At 34.9% G+C, this 16,613-nt stretch carries 18 protein-coding genes and 1 pseudogene; 18 read left to right on the top strand and 1 reads right to left on the bottom strand.

Translation table 11 applies throughout. From position 1 onward, the window contains the following. Positions 1–9: 9 nt before the first annotated feature. Positions 10–909 carry a PhzF family phenazine biosynthesis isomerase gene (locus DN392_RS12470; RefSeq protein ID WP_064057416.1) on the top strand — a complete coding sequence of 300 codons (900 nt, stop codon included), beginning with the start codon at positions 10–12 and terminating at the stop codon, positions 907–909. 35 nt (positions 910–944) lie between these two features. On the opposite strand, the gene DN392_RS12465 is transcribed toward DN392_RS12470, so the two are convergent. Next, on the bottom strand, positions 945–1,154 hold the full coding sequence (locus DN392_RS12465; RefSeq protein ID WP_000801653.1) for a hypothetical protein: 210 nt from the start codon (positions 1,152–1,154) through the stop codon (positions 945–947). Positions 1,155–1,329: 175 nt separating this feature from the next. On the opposite strand from DN392_RS12465, the gene DN392_RS12460 reads away from it, so the two are divergent. The 17 genes and pseudogenes from DN392_RS12460 (at position 1,330) to DN392_RS12380 (ending at position 16,602) form a co-directional block, all read left to right on the top strand. Further along, positions 1,330–2,169: a phosphotransferase gene (locus DN392_RS12460; RefSeq protein WP_064057417.1), complete on the top strand. Its 840-nt coding sequence runs from the start codon at positions 1,330–1,332 to the stop codon at positions 2,167–2,169. A gap of 27 nt (positions 2,170–2,196) precedes the next feature. Beyond that, the gene (locus DN392_RS12455; RefSeq protein WP_001017283.1) at positions 2,197–2,754 is read left to right on the top strand and encodes a DUF7010 family protein; all 558 of its coding nucleotides are present in this window, start codon (positions 2,197–2,199) and stop codon (positions 2,752–2,754) included. 28 nt (positions 2,755–2,782) lie between these two features. Further along, positions 2,783–3,607, top strand: a complete 825-nt coding sequence (locus tag DN392_RS12450) for an MBL fold metallo-hydrolase (protein WP_000788182.1) — start codon at positions 2,783–2,785, stop codon at positions 3,605–3,607. A 16-nt stretch (positions 3,608–3,623) separates the two neighbouring features. Then, positions 3,624–4,190 carry an SGNH/GDSL hydrolase family protein gene (locus DN392_RS12445; RefSeq protein ID WP_064057418.1) on the top strand — a complete coding sequence of 189 codons (567 nt, stop codon included), beginning with the start codon at positions 3,624–3,626 and terminating at the stop codon, positions 4,188–4,190. Between the two features lie 356 nt (positions 4,191–4,546). Beyond that, the gene (gene spxA, locus DN392_RS12440; RefSeq protein WP_000236196.1) at positions 4,547–4,942 is read left to right on the top strand and encodes a transcriptional regulator SpxA; all 396 of its coding nucleotides are present in this window, start codon (positions 4,547–4,549) and stop codon (positions 4,940–4,942) included. A gap of 30 nt (positions 4,943–4,972) precedes the next feature. Further along, positions 4,973–5,107, top strand: a complete 135-nt coding sequence (locus tag DN392_RS12435) for a BA3454 family stress response protein (RefSeq protein WP_000573513.1) — start codon at positions 4,973–4,975, stop codon at positions 5,105–5,107. 194 nt (positions 5,108–5,301) lie between these two features. Next, complete coding sequence (gene saiR, locus DN392_RS12430) at positions 5,302–5,715, top strand: Rrf2-family transcriptional regulator SaiR (RefSeq protein WP_001083471.1); 414 nt, start codon at positions 5,302–5,304, stop codon at positions 5,713–5,715. Between the two features lie 125 nt (positions 5,716–5,840). Next, a complete protein-coding gene (locus tag DN392_RS12425) occupies positions 5,841–6,176 on the top strand; it encodes an IDEAL domain-containing protein (protein WP_000987458.1) in 336 nt (111 codons plus the stop codon). Continuing rightward, positions 6,170–6,445, top strand: a pseudogene (locus tag DN392_RS12420) (DUF3888 domain-containing protein); the annotation flags it as partial. The gene DN392_RS12425 and the pseudogene DN392_RS12420, both read left to right, overlap by 7 nt. A gap of 1,015 nt (positions 6,446–7,460) precedes the next feature. Beyond that, the gene (locus DN392_RS12415) at positions 7,461–8,780 is read left to right on the top strand and encodes an aromatic amino acid transport family protein (RefSeq protein WP_001014152.1); all 1,320 of its coding nucleotides are present in this window, start codon (positions 7,461–7,463) and stop codon (positions 8,778–8,780) included. A 112-nt stretch (positions 8,781–8,892) separates the two neighbouring features. Then, positions 8,893–9,315 (top strand): SpoIIAA family protein, encoded by a 423-nt coding sequence (locus DN392_RS12410; protein ID WP_081257777.1) that lies wholly within the window; start codon positions 8,893–8,895, stop codon positions 9,313–9,315. Between the two features lie 219 nt (positions 9,316–9,534). Then, a complete protein-coding gene (locus tag DN392_RS12405) occupies positions 9,535–10,044 on the top strand; it encodes a heme-degrading domain-containing protein (RefSeq protein ID WP_074650892.1) in 510 nt (169 codons plus the stop codon). Between the two features lie 371 nt (positions 10,045–10,415). Continuing rightward, entirely contained in the window at positions 10,416–11,900 is a 1,485-nt protein-coding gene (gene zwf / locus DN392_RS12400; RefSeq protein WP_000445323.1) for a glucose-6-phosphate dehydrogenase, read from the top strand. A 96-nt stretch (positions 11,901–11,996) separates the two neighbouring features. Continuing rightward, the gene (gene gnd / locus DN392_RS12395; protein WP_001263673.1) at positions 11,997–12,890 is read left to right on the top strand and encodes a phosphogluconate dehydrogenase (NAD(+)-dependent, decarboxylating); all 894 of its coding nucleotides are present in this window, start codon (positions 11,997–11,999) and stop codon (positions 12,888–12,890) included. A 51-nt stretch (positions 12,891–12,941) separates the two neighbouring features. Continuing rightward, positions 12,942–13,610 (top strand): fructose-6-phosphate aldolase, encoded by a 669-nt coding sequence (gene fsa, locus DN392_RS12390; protein WP_000667685.1) that lies wholly within the window; start codon positions 12,942–12,944, stop codon positions 13,608–13,610. Between the two features lie 267 nt (positions 13,611–13,877). Beyond that, positions 13,878–15,419, top strand: a complete 1,542-nt coding sequence (gene gntK, locus DN392_RS12385; protein WP_033658725.1) for a gluconokinase — start codon at positions 13,878–13,880, stop codon at positions 15,417–15,419. A 124-nt stretch (positions 15,420–15,543) separates the two neighbouring features. Then, positions 15,544–16,602, top strand: coding sequence for a lactonase family protein (locus DN392_RS12380; RefSeq protein WP_048566297.1), 1,059 nt, complete (start codon positions 15,544–15,546; stop codon positions 16,600–16,602). Positions 16,603–16,613: the final 11 nt, after the last annotated feature.

The raw sequence follows: 16,613 nt of genomic DNA, 5'->3' as shown, positions 1-16,613 counted from the left end.
GAAAAGAGAATGAAGACTATAAACGTATTTCATTACGATGCATTTACAAATAAACCAAGTATGGGGAATCCAGCAGGTATTGTATTAAATGCAGATGGATTAATGGAAGAAGAAATGCAACGTATTGCTGAAAAAGTTGGATTTAATGAAACGTCTTTCGTTCTTTCTTCAGAAGTAGCAGATATAAGAATGCGCTTTTTTACACCTCGTTTTGAAATGGATTTATGTGGTCATGGGACAGTTGGGACAATATATGCATTGCGTGAAAGAGGTTTATTAGAAGAGAAAACAAATTTTACGATTGAAACGAAGGCAGGAATTTTACCAATACAAATAGATGTAAATGATAAGGGAGAAGCCTTTATTAAAATGAGGCAGGCAGCACCTCAGTTTAAAGATTTTGCAGGTTCAAAAGATGAATTAGCTCATAGCATTGGTTTGGGCGTAAATGATTTAGATGTAAGTTTACCGATTGTATATGGAAGTACGGGGAACTGGACTGTAATTGTACCGGTCAAAAATCTAAATGTATGTGAGAGAATGAAACCTAATAATGAGGTGTTTCCATCGATATTAAAAGAAATACCTAACGCTTCTATTCATCCAGTTTGTTTAGAAACTTATGATGAGCAGGCACAAATGCATGGGCGACATTTCTCATCGGCTTATGCTGGAACGATTGAAGATCCAGTGACAGGAACAGCTTCAGGTGTAATGGGAGCGTACTATACGATGTATGTCGAGAAAGATTTTGACCATGAAATGGAGTTAATCGTTGAACAAGGACAGGAAATGAATAAAGATGGTCGTGTAACGGTATATGTAACGAAAGAAGGAGAAAATGAGAGATTACAAATAGATATTGCTGGAACAGCTGTGTATGTGAATGAGTTTAAAATTTCAATTTAAAAGAAGAAAGCCCGGCATATAGCCAGGGCTTTACGTTATCTGTTCAATACTTCAATATACGAAGCATCTCCAGTTGTTCTTAGAGCAGAGCGGAAATTGTTGTTTTCTAACGTTTTAGCGACTTGTTGTAACTGCTGTGCATCATCATGATGGATAAGTAAGCTGTCAGCACCGCTTTCTTCTATATGAATGTGTTCGACATTTCCAATGGCATCATGTACAGCTTTTAAAAATTCAGGTTTCATAATGTCCTCCTATATGTATGTAAAGTTGTTGTTAGTATTTCCTTATTTTTGAAATATAAAAGTAAATGAATTTTTGTTATATTAAGATTTCGGAAGGGGTTTCCTCTTCGTTTGTCAAATAATAGTAAAGTTGTCTTTTGAATTGAGGGAATCTTCGGAATTGAAGGGTGAGGGAATGGACATTTCAATAATTACTGCACAACTATTTAAGGAGAAAGTTACTTCACATGATCCAAGTAGCGTAAAAGCGTTGAACGGGGGAACGACAAGTACTGTATATTTGTTGGACGAAAAATATGTAGTAAAGCTGAATGAAGCGGAAGTAATACGTGAAGAAGCTAATTTTCTCTCATTTTATGAGGGGAATAATTTATTTTCAAAGCTTTTGTATAAGGAAGCTTTACATACATATATTGTGTATTCTTTCCTTGAAGGTAATACTTCGTGCGAACAAGGATATAAACGAAGTACGCTTAGAACACTTGTAAAAGAAGTTATCAATAAGTATAAAATTGTTCCAGAGGCAGAAGGCTGGGGATGGAAAGAAAGTCCGGTTCAATGTTGGAATGAATTTTTAACGGCAAATGTGATGGAAGCTTATGAAAATGTAAGACGTTACATAAGTGAGGAAGATTATAGAATTGTTCTTAAACTAGCAAATAGGGACGCCGGAGTAAATCAGCCATTTTTATTACATGGTGATTTCGGATTTCATAATTTTATATTCCAAGAGAATGAGCTGTATGGAGTAATTGATCCATTACCAGTGCTAGGAGATCCTATATATGATTTAATTTATGCATTCTGTTCAACTCCTGAAGATATAACAAAAGAAACGATTGATTATGTGATGAAACAATGTGTATTTCATAAAACAGAACGAGATTTATACGAGGAAATAGTAATAGGATTATATTTGCGTATAGATACATGTTTGAGACACCACCCGAAAGATTTAGAAGATTACTTAGTAGCTTGGCGTTATTGGATGGGCGAAATTGAGCCGGCTTTATAGTACAAATAGTTTGGGGGAGATAGTGAAATGAACATAGCAGAAGCAAAACGAGATTTAGCACAAAGAACGAAAAAAGGATTTCCAGTTATAATAGCTGGTATTTTATTTTGGGTTGTAGCGAGTATAACGGGTGTTCTTCTTTCAGAAAAGCAAGTTGTGTGGGTGTATTTAATTGGTATGGGTTGTGTGTTTCCTTGCGGCCTAATGATAGCTGCCATATTAAAAATTGATATGTTTGCGAAAGGAAATCCGCTCGGGACTTTAGCTGGAGTAATTGGCGGGATAAATGTATTAAATATTCCGTTTGTGTTACTTGCCTATTTTCAATTTCCAGAGTGGTTACCTTTTGTAGTAGCGATGTTAATAGGTGTTCATTTTGTACCGTACGTATGGATTTATGAAAGTAAAAGTTATGGTTTACTGTCAGTAGGGACCGTATTCGTAACGTCAGTTTGCGGGATTCTTTTTGCCGACAATGGATTTACTGTAATTCCATTGTCAGTTACAGCTGTCTACTTACTAACCCTAGTAGGTTTATTAATTGAAAATAAAAAAATAGATCATTATCAACAAAAATCAGCTTAATAAAAATATAGGGATAGGGGGAATTAGTATGAAAAATTTCGTTTGTACAACGTGCGGCGTACAGTATGCAGCGAGTGTGGAAGAACCGGTAAGTTGTGTTATTTGTGATGAGGAGAGACAATATGTGAATCCGAAAGGGCAGTCTTGGACGACTCTAGAAAAATTGCGAACGAGTGATACATATAAAAATGAAGTGATAGAAGAAGAGTATGGACTTTATAGCATTACGACAAAACCGAAATTTGCGATCGGTCAAACGGCATTTGTCATAAAAACGGATGCCTATCGTTTATTATGGGATTGTATTACTTATTTAGATGAAACGACAATTGAGCAGATAAAAGAGTGGGGCGGGTTAGATGCGATTGCACTGTCTCATCCTCATTATTATTCAACGCAAGTCGAATGGGCAGAAACGTTGGATGTACCAATTTATATACATGAAGACGATAAAGAATGGGTAGTACGCGCGAGTAGTCGTATTATTTACTGGTCTGGCGAGTCTTTACAATTAGCGGATGGAATTACTATTCATCGTCTTGGAGGACATTTTAGCGGCGGTTCTGTATTACATTGGGAAGAAGGAAATGATGGGAAAGGTATTTTATTAACAGGTGATATTATTCAAGTCGTAGCGGATCAGCAGTGGGTGAGCTTCATGTACAGCTATCCGAACTTAATTCCATTATCAGCAAGAAAAGTGGAGGAAATGGCGAATCGAGTGAAGCCGTTACAGTTTAATCGTTTATATAATGCTTTTCACCGAGTAGTGAAAGAGAATGCAAATGAGGCAGTGGAACGTTCTGCTGAAAGATATATTAAGGCGGTAGAAGGAAAGTTGTTTCGTACGTAAAAGGAGAGTTAGCTCTATGAAAACGTTAGTATGCTTCGGTGATAGTATTACAGCTGATGAAACCTTTTTTGATGGAACACCGAGGTTAACACCGTGTTTGCAGGAGATGTTTCCAAATTGGAAGGTGGTAAATGCGGGGGTTCCGGGTGATAATACGTTCGATGCATTACATAGGGTTGAAGATGATGTACTATCCCATAAACCAGACTTTGTAACCGTTTTTCTTGGTACGAATGATTCGGTATTATTTGATCCAGTACCATTACAAGTATACAAAGACAATTTAGAGAAGATTGTAAGTAAGATTTCACCAGAAAAAGTATTACTTATTAGTCCTGCACCAGTTGATGAAAAACGCCAGCATAATAGAACCAATAAAGTAATTGGTCAGTATGCAGACGTAGTAGAGGAAGTGGCGAAGGAAACAGGAAGTTATTTTCTGAATTTATATGCTGAGATGATTCAAGAACAGAGTTATAAAAGATTTGTAGAAGATGATGAAAAAGACGGTTTACATTTTGGCCGACAAGGTTATGAATATTTAGCGGAGTTAATTGGTAAAAAGTTAAAAGGGATTTTGTAAGAAGCAAAGTGTGCGCGCTTTGCTTTTTTGTTCGCGTATTTCCTCCTACAATGTTGCTGTGTTCAATGCAGTAGCTTTTATTATGCTAAACATGTAGGAAAGAAATGAATAAAGTGGAATATAATTTGTTTCGCTAATGGAATGCATCCAAGACTTAACAGTTGATTAATTGAACTGTAAAGTTTAAAATTACAGTATAGTTTTTAGAAGTGAGTTGCCATCGTTTGTAAAAAACAGATAAATTAATTATATTTTGAATAAATAATATAACGTGTATTTCATTCTAAACTGTAATTTTTTTTAATACATTTCAATAATCTATATAATAATTTAAAAAGTAAAGGAGTGTGTAAAATATGGTGATTTTATATACGACAGCAAGCTGTAGTTCATGCCGAAAAGCAAAAGCATGGCTTGAAGAACATCAAATTGATTATACCGAAAAAAATATCGTATCAAATTCTCTTACAGTCGATGAGCTTAAATCCATTCTCCGTTTAACTGAAGATGGTGCTACTGAAATTATTTCAACTAGATCTAAAACTTTTCAGGAATTAAATATAAATATTGAGGCGCTTTCGCTTAATGAGTTTTATAAATTAATAATTGAGTATCCTCAAATGTTACGTCGTCCAATTATGCTGGATGAAAAAAGATTACAGGTTGGTTTTAATGAGGAAGAAATTCGTAAATTTTTACCGCGTAGCGTTCGAACATTTTTGAATATTGAATTGCAAAAAATGGCTAATTAATAAGTAATATTTTGAAAGGAGGAAACAGAAGTGATTGAAGTATGTGTTACAGTTAATTATAAAGATAGAAACTATCACACAAATGTTATTGTGAGTAAAGATACGATTTGGACAAAAATTAAACAATTGGCAGAAGAACAAGTTAAGAAACAGTGGACTGTTTAAATTTATTTGCAACTTAAAAAGCTAAATGAAGTTAGGAGATATAGGGGAGTTCTGATAGAATATAAAGGAATTTATTTTTTCATGCTAAGCACGCTTCTTATATATTTTAACGTTTGACTAACCTATCTGTAATATTTATGGCTACAGTATGTTACTAAACGAGAAATCATATTTTTTATCGTAGGAGGACAACAATGAACAGCGACTTTACCTTGGCCATTCACAGTTTAACTTATTTAGCTTTACAGCCAGATCGGATGTCAACAAGTAATGCTATTTCAGAAAGTGCAGGTGTTCATCCAGTACGCATTCGCAAAGTGCTAAGTTTGTTAAAAAAACATAAGTTTATACAATCAAAAGAGGGAACGGGTGGAGGTTTTATTTTTGCCCGAGATTTAAGTGAAATTAATCTTTGGAATATGTATCAAATAACCTCTGAAGGTGCATTGCAGCCGAAGTGTCCAGAATCAAATGATCAGTGTATTGTAGGTTCGAACATGCGGAAAGTTCTTTTTGCTATTTTCTTAGGTGCGGAAGAACATCTAGGTGAATATTTAAAGAATTATACAATGAAAGAAGTTGTTGACCTTATTAATCAAGAACGTTAAGCGGCCTAATTATTATGTAGCCGTGAGTTCTTAAAAAATAACTGTAATGAAAAATATTGCAGTTTAAGTTAGTTTTTATATCTTTTTTATCGTTACAAAAAATATTTATAAGAGGGTGAAAAAGTATGATGTCAAATAATAATCATGTTTTAAAAGTGGGAGATTGGGTTCGTGGAATATCAAATGAGGGTGAATTTATAGTTGGTTACATTGTATCACTTGATGAAGTGGAAGATATAGTTACAGTTAGCATTGTGAAACGTGACGACAAGTACACAATAAACGAAGCGATTTTACTCTTTGGTAAACACGTTAACAAACTCCCTGAATCAAAGGTAATAAATAAGGAGCAAATCCTTTATCTTATAGACCTTGCATTATTAACAGGGGATGAAGAATGGTTTATTGAGCTCTCTGCAAAATTAAACTTGATAAAAGAGCTAGTTAATGAGGGATTTTAATAGAACCAATAAGCAAAGAAGTTGAAAAATATTATAAGGAACCGAAGCTTTGGTACCGAGGTTCTGAAAAAATTGTTGAAATAACAAAAGACGAAGCAAATTATATTTTCTATGTAACTGTGCAAATTCAAACTTTTGAAGGGGCACACAATCCGCCTTATGGAGAGGAAACAATTATTTTTCGTATAAAAGGAAATGAAATAAAACTCATTCAATACAAACATAGAAATATCCCTGAAGAAGAGTTAGAAAAACTAAAATTAAGATGACATTGAAGTGATACGTTTGCCTACTCCTAACAATGATAATGATGTAAATAAGCTGTCCATATGGGCAGCTTATTTTATTTTTTCGTTTAGCGAAGATTTTTGTGAAATGTTAGCGGTTCTCTTATTGTCATCAAGTTAAAATATGTATTTTCCTAAAAATGTATATGAATGCAATATTGATAATATATAACCTAAAAATTGGTTTATGCATTTAAAAAGAAATTTCTTTTTAACCACGTTAATTATTTATTAGAATATCTTTTTTAAATCAAAATAAAATTTTTAGATAAAGAAGAATATAAATATTTTTAAAATGAGTAGCTTGAATAAACAATATTTTACTGTGTTTTTTGCTGATTAATGCCGTTATAAGCGATAGGAACAAGGGTTGCATGCTAACTGTAAATTATTATCCATATAAAATTATATCCGTTAAATATTTCTGAAAATATAAAAATATTAATTTTATAAATATACACGTTATAATGAGGGCGTCGAGAGAAATTTTATGATCTCTGGAGAAAATATAAAAAATGCGATTAATAGAAAGAAAGGCGTGTGATTAGAGGCGAAATGTATGTAAGGCGCTTCAGTGGCTTGTGTAATCAATACCATAAATGCTGCCGAAGTTATGAAAGTGATGTATAGAATTGAGAAAGAAATGCCTCATAAATGAAGAGAGGCCGGTTTATCTAAAATTACTGTTACAAGTAAGTAAGAGAAACCATTAAAGTAACACACTGTTATTAAAAATGTTGCAACGTATTTATGAAGTCTATTCAATATTGTTCTCTTAAGCGGTCTGTATATAAAGAGCGGATAGTACGAGTAAACTTTTTTGTGAACGCTAACATTTATGTTAGGACGCTAACTAGCGAATGTTTCAATTTGGATTCATTATGATGAAGGATATACAATGTGGGGCAACTTGTAAGGAATTTATTTTCCGAAAAAAGGGAATGTTCGTTAGCTATAAAGAGATACGCAAGAATAGGATACAAGGGGGAGTTATTATATGAACGGGAATACTGCAAAGAAAATAGAAGTTCAAGCTGAAAATATCGCACTAGAAAATGAGCAATATGCAGATCCGAAAAAGTGGCATAAGCAGGATACTACATGGGCATTGAGCCTATTTGGAACTGCAATTGGAGCAGGGGTGCTCTTTTTACCGATTAATGCAGGTTCAGGTGGTTTATTATCATTACTACTAATTACATTGCTTGCATATCCAGTTATGTATTACTCACATAGGGCACTTGCTAAAATGATATACGCTTCTAATTCTGCTGATGAGGGGATCACAGGTACAATTAGAGAGTATTTCGGAAATAAAGCAAGTATCATTTTTAACATCGTATATTTCGGTTCAATTTATACAATCGTGCTAATGTATTCGGTTGCGCTTACAAATACTGCAAGTAGTTTTATCGTGCATCAATTGCACATGCCAGAACCTCCAAGGGCTATTTTATCACTTGTATTAGTTCTTGGTCTTATCGCTATACTGAATTTTGGTCAAGATATTACTGTAAAGATCATGAGTATGTTAGTGTATCCTTTCATAGCTTCTCTACTGTTTATCGCAATATCTTTAATTCCACAGTGGAATACGTCAATGCTTAGCTTTTCAGCTGTTTCTACTGCTTCAACAGGAACAGGATATTTTGGAACGATACTGTTGATTCTACCAATCATCGTATTCTCATTTAATCATTCACCTATGATTTCATCATTTGTTGTGAAACAGAGAGCTACGTATGGAATAGAAGCTACTGATGCTAAATGTGCGCAAATACAAAAAGTTTGTTATATCATGACATTCGCTGTAGTTATGTTCTTCGTTTGGAGTAGTACATTAAGCTTGACTCCAGAGGATTTAAAAATGGCAAAAGAGCAAAACTTATCAATTCTTTCATATCTTGCTAATGAGCTTAATTCACCTGTAATCACGATTGCAGCTCCAATCATTGCTTTTGTGGCTATTACAAAATCTTTCCTTGGCCATTATATCGGAGCATTTGAAGTAATGCGTGACATGATTATTAAGTTCGGTAAATCACGTGGAAAAGTTATTGAAGAAAAAACAATTAAGACAATCGTTCTTACTTTTGTTGTATTATCATGCTGGTTTGTTGCTTATACAAATCCAAGTATTCTTGGACTTATTGATTCTCTAAGCGGTCCATTAGTTGCTGCTATCTTATGTCTATTACCGATGTATGCAATCAATAAAGTACCAGTACTAGCTAAATACAAAGGGAAAATGAGTAACGTATTTGTTATTATTGTAGGTGTACTTACTGTTTTAGCAAGTATTAAGTCATTATTCTAATTCACGATTGTTAGTTTTAATGTAAAATAAAATAGAACGATTTTGGGACAGACTTCTCCGTTTGGAGAGTCTGTCCCTTTTTAATGCGTTACAGTTTGATCTTATTGATTTTATGAGGGATTCACGCATAATTGTAACTAAGGGAGATGATTTTAGATTGATTAAACTGAATATTAGTACAATGGTTTCCGGAGATATAATTGTTACTCGTCTTATAGGCAAGATTAAAACAGATGATGTTTATGAATGGTTTAATGGCTTCGAGCAAGTTTGTCAGCAATTCATTTCCGAGGGACGGAAATACAAATTGCTGGTAGATAGAAAAGGGTACACGCCAGATCATTTTTCAGTTCAAAAAGCATGGAAAGATAAGTTCTTCAACGAAACGATTTTGAATCACAGTAAGGCAATTGCTTTTCTCCTTGAAGAAGGGGAGATACTGAATTATTTACAACAATCCAATACAAAAGAATCTATAAAATTTTTCGATGATTATGAACTAGCATTCATTTGGTTGAATGAATATCCTAGATGAAAATTTTAGCGAACCGGTTGCCCAATCAACTGGTTTTTTTATGATTGTAAGAAGTATCCGGAAGAAAACTTCTATACGAAATGTTTAGTACGAAAGGACATACATTTTTAAGGCGTTAAATATAATTCATAATAGCACCAAGAAGAAAAGAATACGCTTTACGTTATTAGGTTATATGGAAAGTCAGTACGGTAGGGGCGCATAATTTTAAAAATAGCAATGTGGCATAAAGTGAGTAAGGGGGATAAACATATGAGTACTTCAAATTTGAATGAAATTAGTAAACAAATTTTAATAGAGGAGGAAAAACTTCAATTTGCCTCTTTTACAAATGAAGATGCTTTGCAAATAGGTTTATTTATCGTTGAAACAGCGAGGAAAGAAGGGAAATTGATTGCTGTTGATATAGCGAAAAATGGTGTGCAACTATTTCATTTCAAGATGACGGGGACAACTGAGGAAAATACGAAATGGATTGAGCGTAAAAAACGAGTTGTTTCTTTGCACAATCATAGCTCGTATTATATGCAAATACAAAGTGAAATAACGGGTGTTCCATATAATGAAAAGTATCTTTTAGATAGGTCGGATTATGCTGCGTTTGGTGGTTGCGTTCCTGTGCAAATAAAAGATGTAGGAGTTATTGGAATGATAACAGTTTCAGGGTTACCACCAGAAGAAGATCATGAATTAGTTATAAGGGCAGTTAAAAATCATTTGAAACAATAATAAAAAGTCAAAACCGAACAAGAATATTTATTTTCAGTTCATGAACATATTTCTAATAAGATGTTACGGAATAAAAATCTTTAATTCGAGACACTTTTCTTGACGATTATAATCTATGTAGTTAATATTGTAGACATAAAGTAATTAAATAACTAAAAGTAATTAAGTTGTTTTATATAAGTGAAGGTGGGTAAGTAGCATGTGGTAAAAATGCTTTGAATTGCCACTATTAATATTGGGGACAATTAGAAAGCGACAACTATAAAAAATTAGAAGTTAAGAAGTAAGATTGGATCAACAATAATAGTAGCTTCTGTACAATGCATTCTTACTATAGTGGCAATGACTATACATCACGAGGAGGACTGAAATTGGAATCGATGACCTTTGTTTTATTTGGAGCGACAGGGGATTTAGCGAAAAGAAAAATTTACCCCGCGCTATATAACTTATATAGAGATCAAAAGCTTCCAAAGCCAATATCCGTTATTGGGCTTGGAAGACGTGAAGTATCTCATTTAGATTTTCAAAAAAGAATAAAAGAGTCCATAGAAACTTTTTCTCGTCGCAGAGAAGAAGGTACTCCGAAAATAGAAGATTTTTTAGAGTATTTTCGTTATTGTCCGTTAGATGTGAATAAGCCAGAAGATTATAAAAGGTTATTACAAGTAGTCCGTGAAAGGGAAGAAGAACAAAATATACAAGGGAATAGAATGTTCTACCTTTCAGTTACTCCTGACTTCTTTGAGACAATTGCTTTAAATATTAAAGAAAGTGGACTCGATGGAACGGATGGATGGAAGCGCCTGATGATTGAGAAACCGTTTGGTCATGATCTTACATCTGCCCGAGAGCTGAATGATAGGCTTAGTCGAACGTTTGAAGAAGACGAAATATACCGTATTGATCATTATTTAGGTAAACCGATGATTCAAAACATTGAAGCACTTGAATTTGCAAATCCTGTTCTTCAATCGATTTGGAATAAAGAACATATTGCGAATGTACAAATAACAGCTAGTGAAACGGTTGGGGTAGAAGAAAGGGCAGCATATTATGATCATGCAGGAGCCATTCGCGATATGGTTCAAAATCATATGTTGCAAATATTAATGATGACTGCTATGAATCTGCCGGAAAAGATAAATGCATGTGAAATTCGTGAGGAAAAACGAAAGGTAATGGAAACTCTTCGTAAAGTGAAAAAAGAAGACGTTCAGAACCATATCATTCGCGGACAATATGCTTCAGGGGAGATAAAAGGACAAGAAGTTGTAGCGTATAGAGAGGAGCCAGGAGTAAATCCTTCTTCTCAAACAGATACATATGTTGCGGCTCGCTTATGGATTGATAACCCATTTTGGACTGATGTTCCTTTTTATATACGAACAGGAAAAAGAATGAAAGAAAAGTCTACTCGTATTGTAATTGAATTTAAAAATACATTAAAGCAGCAATATCAAGATAGTAATCCAAATGCAGAGCCTAATTTGTTAATCATTGAAATTAGCCCAAATGAAAATGTTTCACTCCAATTAAATAGTAAAAATCCATTGAACAATGGAGAGCTTGAACCGATCCGTATTCATTTTACTTGTGAGCAAACAGGAGTGGGAATACCTGAAGCTTATGAAAGACTCATTTATGATGCTGTATGTGGAGATGCTACATTCTTTGCACACTGGAGAGAAGTTGAATTGTCATGGGAATGGGTGCAGCCAATACTTGAAGCATTCGAAGAAAACTTGTTACCTCTTCATGAATATGAGTCTGGCTCGTATGGTCCGGATGCTGCTCAAGCTCTATTACAAGAAAGTGAATTTAAATGGTGGTTAGATGAGGGATTGAAAAAATAAGTACATTCTTATAAGTAAAGCAATACGCAAAAAAGATATTCATCATTTTATTAACATGTATTTATGATGAAAGGTAATTCAAGGAGGAATTATATTATGAGAGTAGGATTAATTGGTTTAGGTAAAATGGGATTAAATTTAGGGAAGAATTTAATGGATCATAAACATGAAGTAGCGGCATTCGATTTAAATACGAGTGCGGTGGAAGAAATGAAAGAGTATGGTGCTACAGGTGTATCTAGTTTAAGCGAACTCGTTCAATCATTGGAATCACCAAGAATTCTTTGGGTAATGGTTCCGCACGCTGTTGTTGATTCTGTTATTAATGAGATTACTCCGCTGTTATCAAAAGGAGATATTTTAATTGAAGCTGGTAATTCACATTATAAAGAGTCTATTCGCCGATATGAGCAATTAAAGAAAGATGGTATTCACTTTATGGATGCAGGAACTTCTGGCGGAATGGAAGGTGCTCGTAATGGTGCTTGTTACATGATCGGAGGAGATCAAGAAGCTTGGGACATCGTTGAACCTATCTTCCGTGATACAGCTGTAGAAAATGGATACTTATATGCTGGAAAAGCTGGTAGTGGTCACTTCTTAAAAATGGTTCACAACGGAATTGAATACGGTATGATGGCTGCTATTGGTGAAGGATTTGAGATCCTAGAGAAAAGTGAATTTGACTACGATTATGAAAAAGTATCAAGAGTATGGAACAACGGTTCAGTCATTCGCTCTTGGTTAATGGAATTAACAGAAAATGCATTTTCTAAAGATGCAAAACTGGATGAAATTAAGGGCGTTATGCATTCTTCTGGTGAAGGAAAATGGACAGTAGAAACAGCATTAGACCTTCAAACAGCAACTCCTGTTATCGCAATGTCGTTATTAATGCGCTACCGCTCATTAGACAATGATACATTTACAGGGAAAGTTGTAGCAGCTCTGCGCAATGAATTTGGCGGACATGCAGTAGAAAAGAAATAAACATTTTAAAAGTATAACTCGTTAACGTTTAAAAAATGGAGGGAATAAATCATGAAGTTTTTTATTGATACTGCAAATCTTGAGGATATAAAAAAAGCATATAAACTAGGTGTTTTAGCTGGTGTTACAACGAATCCGTCTTTAGTAGCGAAAGAAGGCATTAAGTTTGAAGACCGTATTGCAGAAATTTGTCAGGCAGTACCTAACGTTGAATCTGTTTCGGCAGAAGTAACTCCAGATGTTGTAGCAGCTGAAGAAATGATCTCCCAAGCAGAAGAACTGATTAAAATTAATGGTGGCGATAAAAACATCACGATAAAACTTCCGATGACACTAGCAGGATTAGAAGCTTGCCGCTACCTTACTGAAAAAGGTGTGAAAACGAACGTTACACTTATTTTCACTGTGAACCAAGCTCTTTTAGCTGCTCGAGCAGGTGCAACGTACGTTTCTCCATTTTTAGGTCGCTTAGATGATATTTCTGAAGATGGCGTACTATTAGTTGCTAAAATTGCTGAATTATTCGATGTGCATCAATTAGATACACAAATTATTGCGGCTTCTGTCAGACACCCAGACCATGTCACTCGTGTAGCGATGGCAGGTGCACATATTGCTACAATTCCTTATAAAGTCATTGAACAACTTGCTATGCATCCACTAACAGATCAAGGTATTGAAAAGTTTGCTGCGGATTGGGCGAAAGCGCCTAAGTTATAAGGAAGTAAAGTTTTCACAAATTGCTTTTTCACGAGAGGACCAATCTCTATGTAACTTCATCCTGTAAAATAAATCCCGAGTTTGGCACCTTATTACGTGAAAGCAGCGATATGAAAAGACACCATGCATTTTCAAAACAGCACAATGGTTATAAAAAGGAGCCCCTTATGAGAGTGAAGTTTATGAAAACGTAGCTCTCATAAGGGAGCGTCTTTTTGTATACATCATGGTGCTCTTTTGTTATAGGAATAATTTGAAAGGGGTTACATAGTGAACTCGAAATATATGATTGGTGTAGATATTGGGACAACTAGTACAAAATCAGTTTTGTTTTCGGTGGATGGATCAGTTATTACAAGTCATGGGATTGAATACCCTTTATATTCTCCCGAACCAGAAACAGCAGAACAAGATCCAGAAGAGATTTTTCAAGCGGTCATACATACGATTAAAGAAACGATACAATCAAGTAATGTGCAGCCAGTTGATATTCTTTGTGTTTCTTTTAGTTCGGCAATGCATAGTGTCATTGCTGTAGACGAAGCAGGGAAGCCGTTAACGAGATGTATTACTTGGGCAGATAATAGAAGTGCAAGCTGGGCAGAAAAAATAAAAAATGATATGAATGGTCATGAAATTTACCTTCGTACTGGAACACCAATCCATCCTATGTCACCACTTTCAAAATTAGTTTGGCTTAAAAATGAACATGCTGAGTTATTTGCAAAAAGCTATAAATTCATCTCAATTAAAGAGTATGTTTTTTATAAGTTATTTAAGGAGTATGTAATTGATTATTCTATTGCATCAGCAACAGGAATGTTCAATTTGAAAACTTTAAAATGGGATGAAGAAGTTCTTCGTGTTGCAGGAATTACAAATGAAAAGCTATCTACAGTTGTTCCAACGACGCATAGTTTAATCGGGATAAATGAAGAACTTGCAAGAGAGATGAATGTACTTGTTACTACTCCTTTTATAGTCGGTGCGAGTGATGGAGTACTATCGAATTTAGGTGTGAATGCAATAGAACCTGGGGTTGTTGCTATTACAATTGGTACGAGCGGTGCAGTACGAGTTGTCACAAATCAGCCTGTAACGGATCCGAAAGGTAGGACTTTTTGTTACGCGTTAACTGAGGACCTTTGGGTAATTGGTGGACCGGTTAATAATGGTGGCATGATTTTTAGGTGGGTTCGCGACCAATTATGTACGTTAGAAGTTGAGGATGGGAAGCGCTTAGGAAAAGATCCTTATGAATTGCTTACTGAAATAGCAGCGAAAGTGAATCCTGGATCGGATGGTTTATTATTTCATCCGTATTTAGCAGGAGAAAGAGCTCCTTTATGGAATGCGAATGCGCGTGGATCTTTCTTTGGGCTTGGGCTACATCATAAGAAAGAGCATCTTATCCGTGCTGTTTTAGAGGGAATCATTTATAACTTGTATACAGTTCTTCTTGCTTTAAAAGAGCTAATTGGTGAACCGAAAAAAATTCAAGCGACAGGTGGCTTTGCAAGATCGGAACTTTGGAGACAGATGATGGCGGATATTTTTCATCAAGACGTATATGTTCCTGAAAGTTTCGAAAGCTCTTGCTTAGGAGCGGCAATCCTCGGGTTATATAGTTTAGGTGAAATAGATACATTACATGTAGTTTCTCATATGGTAGGTGCCAATTTTTATCATGAGCCAAACATGGAAAGTGTGGAGAAATATAAAGAATTAATACCGATCTATATTCGTCTGGCCCGTCATCTGGAAGAAGAATATGAGAGTATAGCGGCTTTTCAGAAAAAGTGGGTTTAGAGGCTATTTGGCAGGGAAATATGGTAACTTATAAAGAGGTACTCCGATTTTTTAGGATACTCTTTCAACATAAAATATTTTAAGAAGTATGGTGAATGAAAAATATAGGGAGAGGGTTATGAAAATGACGGATAACAAAGAGTTTATTGGATATGTTGGAACGTACACGAAAGAAAATAGTGAAGGGATATATACTTTTACATTAAATACAGAAGCACAAAAAGTTAGTAATGTAACGCTTGCGGCTAAGCTAGATAACCCTACATATGTAACGGTTAGCAAAAATAATCAATATCTTTATTCTGTTGTTAAGGAAGGCGAATCTGGTGGTATAGCTGCTTATTCGATTAGTCATACTGGAGAGCTAACGGAACAAAACAGACAAGTAGTAGAAGGGGCTTCTCCTTGTCATATTAGTGTGGATAGTGAAAATGGTACGGTAGTTACAGCGAATTACCATAAAGGAACGATAGAGTCTTTCGTAGTTAATCAAGAAGCTGGAACTGTAAATGCTGCCACATCTATTATTACACATGAAGGTTCAGGTCCGAATAAAGAAAGACAAGAAAAACCACATGCACATTACGCGGGATATACTCCTGATGAAAAATATGTAGTGGGCGTTGATTTAGGGATAGATAAAATCATTACGTATGAAATAAAAGATAGTAAGTTAAAAGAAGTAAATAGCTTGTCTGTAAAACCAGGAAGTGGTCCGAGACATATTACTTTTCACCCGAACGGAAGGCACGCTTATGTGATGACTGAACTGAGTTCGGAAGTCATTACGTTATCATATAATCCAGAAGAAGGGTCCTTTACAGAATTACAGTACATTGCTACAGTGCCGAAAGAATTTGATGACAATAGTCAAGGAAGTGCGATTCATATTTCTTCTGACGGCCGTTTTGTATATGCGGGTAATCGTGGTCATAATAGTATTGCTGTTTTCAGTGTGGATCAAAATGCAGGCCAGCTTACATTTGTTGCACATACATCTACAGAAGGAAATTGGCCGAGGGACTTTGTGTTAGACCCGACTGAAAAGTTTCTTGTTGCTACAAATGAAAAATCACATAATCTTGTGTTATTTTCAAGAAGTGAATCTACAGGTAAGTTAACGCTTATCCAATCTGACGTTGTTGTGCCAGAGCCTGTTTGTGTTAAATTTTTAAATATTTAAGTTGTGTTCGA

The organism is Bacillus sp. BB51/4, from assembly GCF_008368845.1.
Taxonomy (GTDB): domain Bacteria; phylum Bacillota; class Bacilli; order Bacillales; family Bacillaceae_G; genus Bacillus_A; species Bacillus_A wiedmannii.
This window is presented reverse-complemented; position numbering and strand designations above follow the sequence as displayed.

What these genes read in the sequence shown, in the direction of transcription:
- DN392_RS12470 (WP_064057416.1), top strand. Translation starts at nt 10, where the DNA reads ATGAAGACTATAAACGTATTTCATTACGATGCATTTACAAATAAACCA.
- DN392_RS12465 (WP_000801653.1), bottom strand. Translation starts at nt 1,154, where the DNA reads ATGAAACCTGAATTTTTAAAAGCTGTACATGATGCCATTGGAAATGTC.
- DN392_RS12460 (WP_064057417.1), top strand. Translation starts at nt 1,330, where the DNA reads ATGGACATTTCAATAATTACTGCACAACTATTTAAGGAGAAAGTTACT.
- DN392_RS12455 (WP_001017283.1), top strand. Translation starts at nt 2,197, where the DNA reads ATGAACATAGCAGAAGCAAAACGAGATTTAGCACAAAGAACGAAAAAA.
- DN392_RS12450 (WP_000788182.1), top strand. Translation starts at nt 2,783, where the DNA reads ATGAAAAATTTCGTTTGTACAACGTGCGGCGTACAGTATGCAGCGAGT.
- DN392_RS12445 (WP_064057418.1), top strand. Translation starts at nt 3,624, where the DNA reads ATGAAAACGTTAGTATGCTTCGGTGATAGTATTACAGCTGATGAAACC.
- spxA (WP_000236196.1), top strand. Translation starts at nt 4,547, where the DNA reads ATGGTGATTTTATATACGACAGCAAGCTGTAGTTCATGCCGAAAAGCA.
- saiR (WP_001083471.1), top strand. Translation starts at nt 5,302, where the DNA reads ATGAACAGCGACTTTACCTTGGCCATTCACAGTTTAACTTATTTAGCT.
- DN392_RS12425 (WP_000987458.1), top strand. Translation starts at nt 5,841, where the DNA reads ATGATGTCAAATAATAATCATGTTTTAAAAGTGGGAGATTGGGTTCGT.
- DN392_RS12415 (WP_001014152.1), top strand. Translation starts at nt 7,461, where the DNA reads ATGAACGGGAATACTGCAAAGAAAATAGAAGTTCAAGCTGAAAATATC.
- DN392_RS12410 (WP_081257777.1), top strand. Translation starts at nt 8,893, where the DNA reads ATGAGGGATTCACGCATAATTGTAACTAAGGGAGATGATTTTAGATTG.
- DN392_RS12405 (WP_074650892.1), top strand. Translation starts at nt 9,535, where the DNA reads ATGTGGCATAAAGTGAGTAAGGGGGATAAACATATGAGTACTTCAAAT.
- gnd (WP_001263673.1), top strand. Translation starts at nt 11,997, where the DNA reads ATGAGAGTAGGATTAATTGGTTTAGGTAAAATGGGATTAAATTTAGGG.
- fsa (WP_000667685.1), top strand. Translation starts at nt 12,942, where the DNA reads ATGAAGTTTTTTATTGATACTGCAAATCTTGAGGATATAAAAAAAGCA.
- DN392_RS12380 (WP_048566297.1), top strand. Translation starts at nt 15,544, where the DNA reads ATGACGGATAACAAAGAGTTTATTGGATATGTTGGAACGTACACGAAA.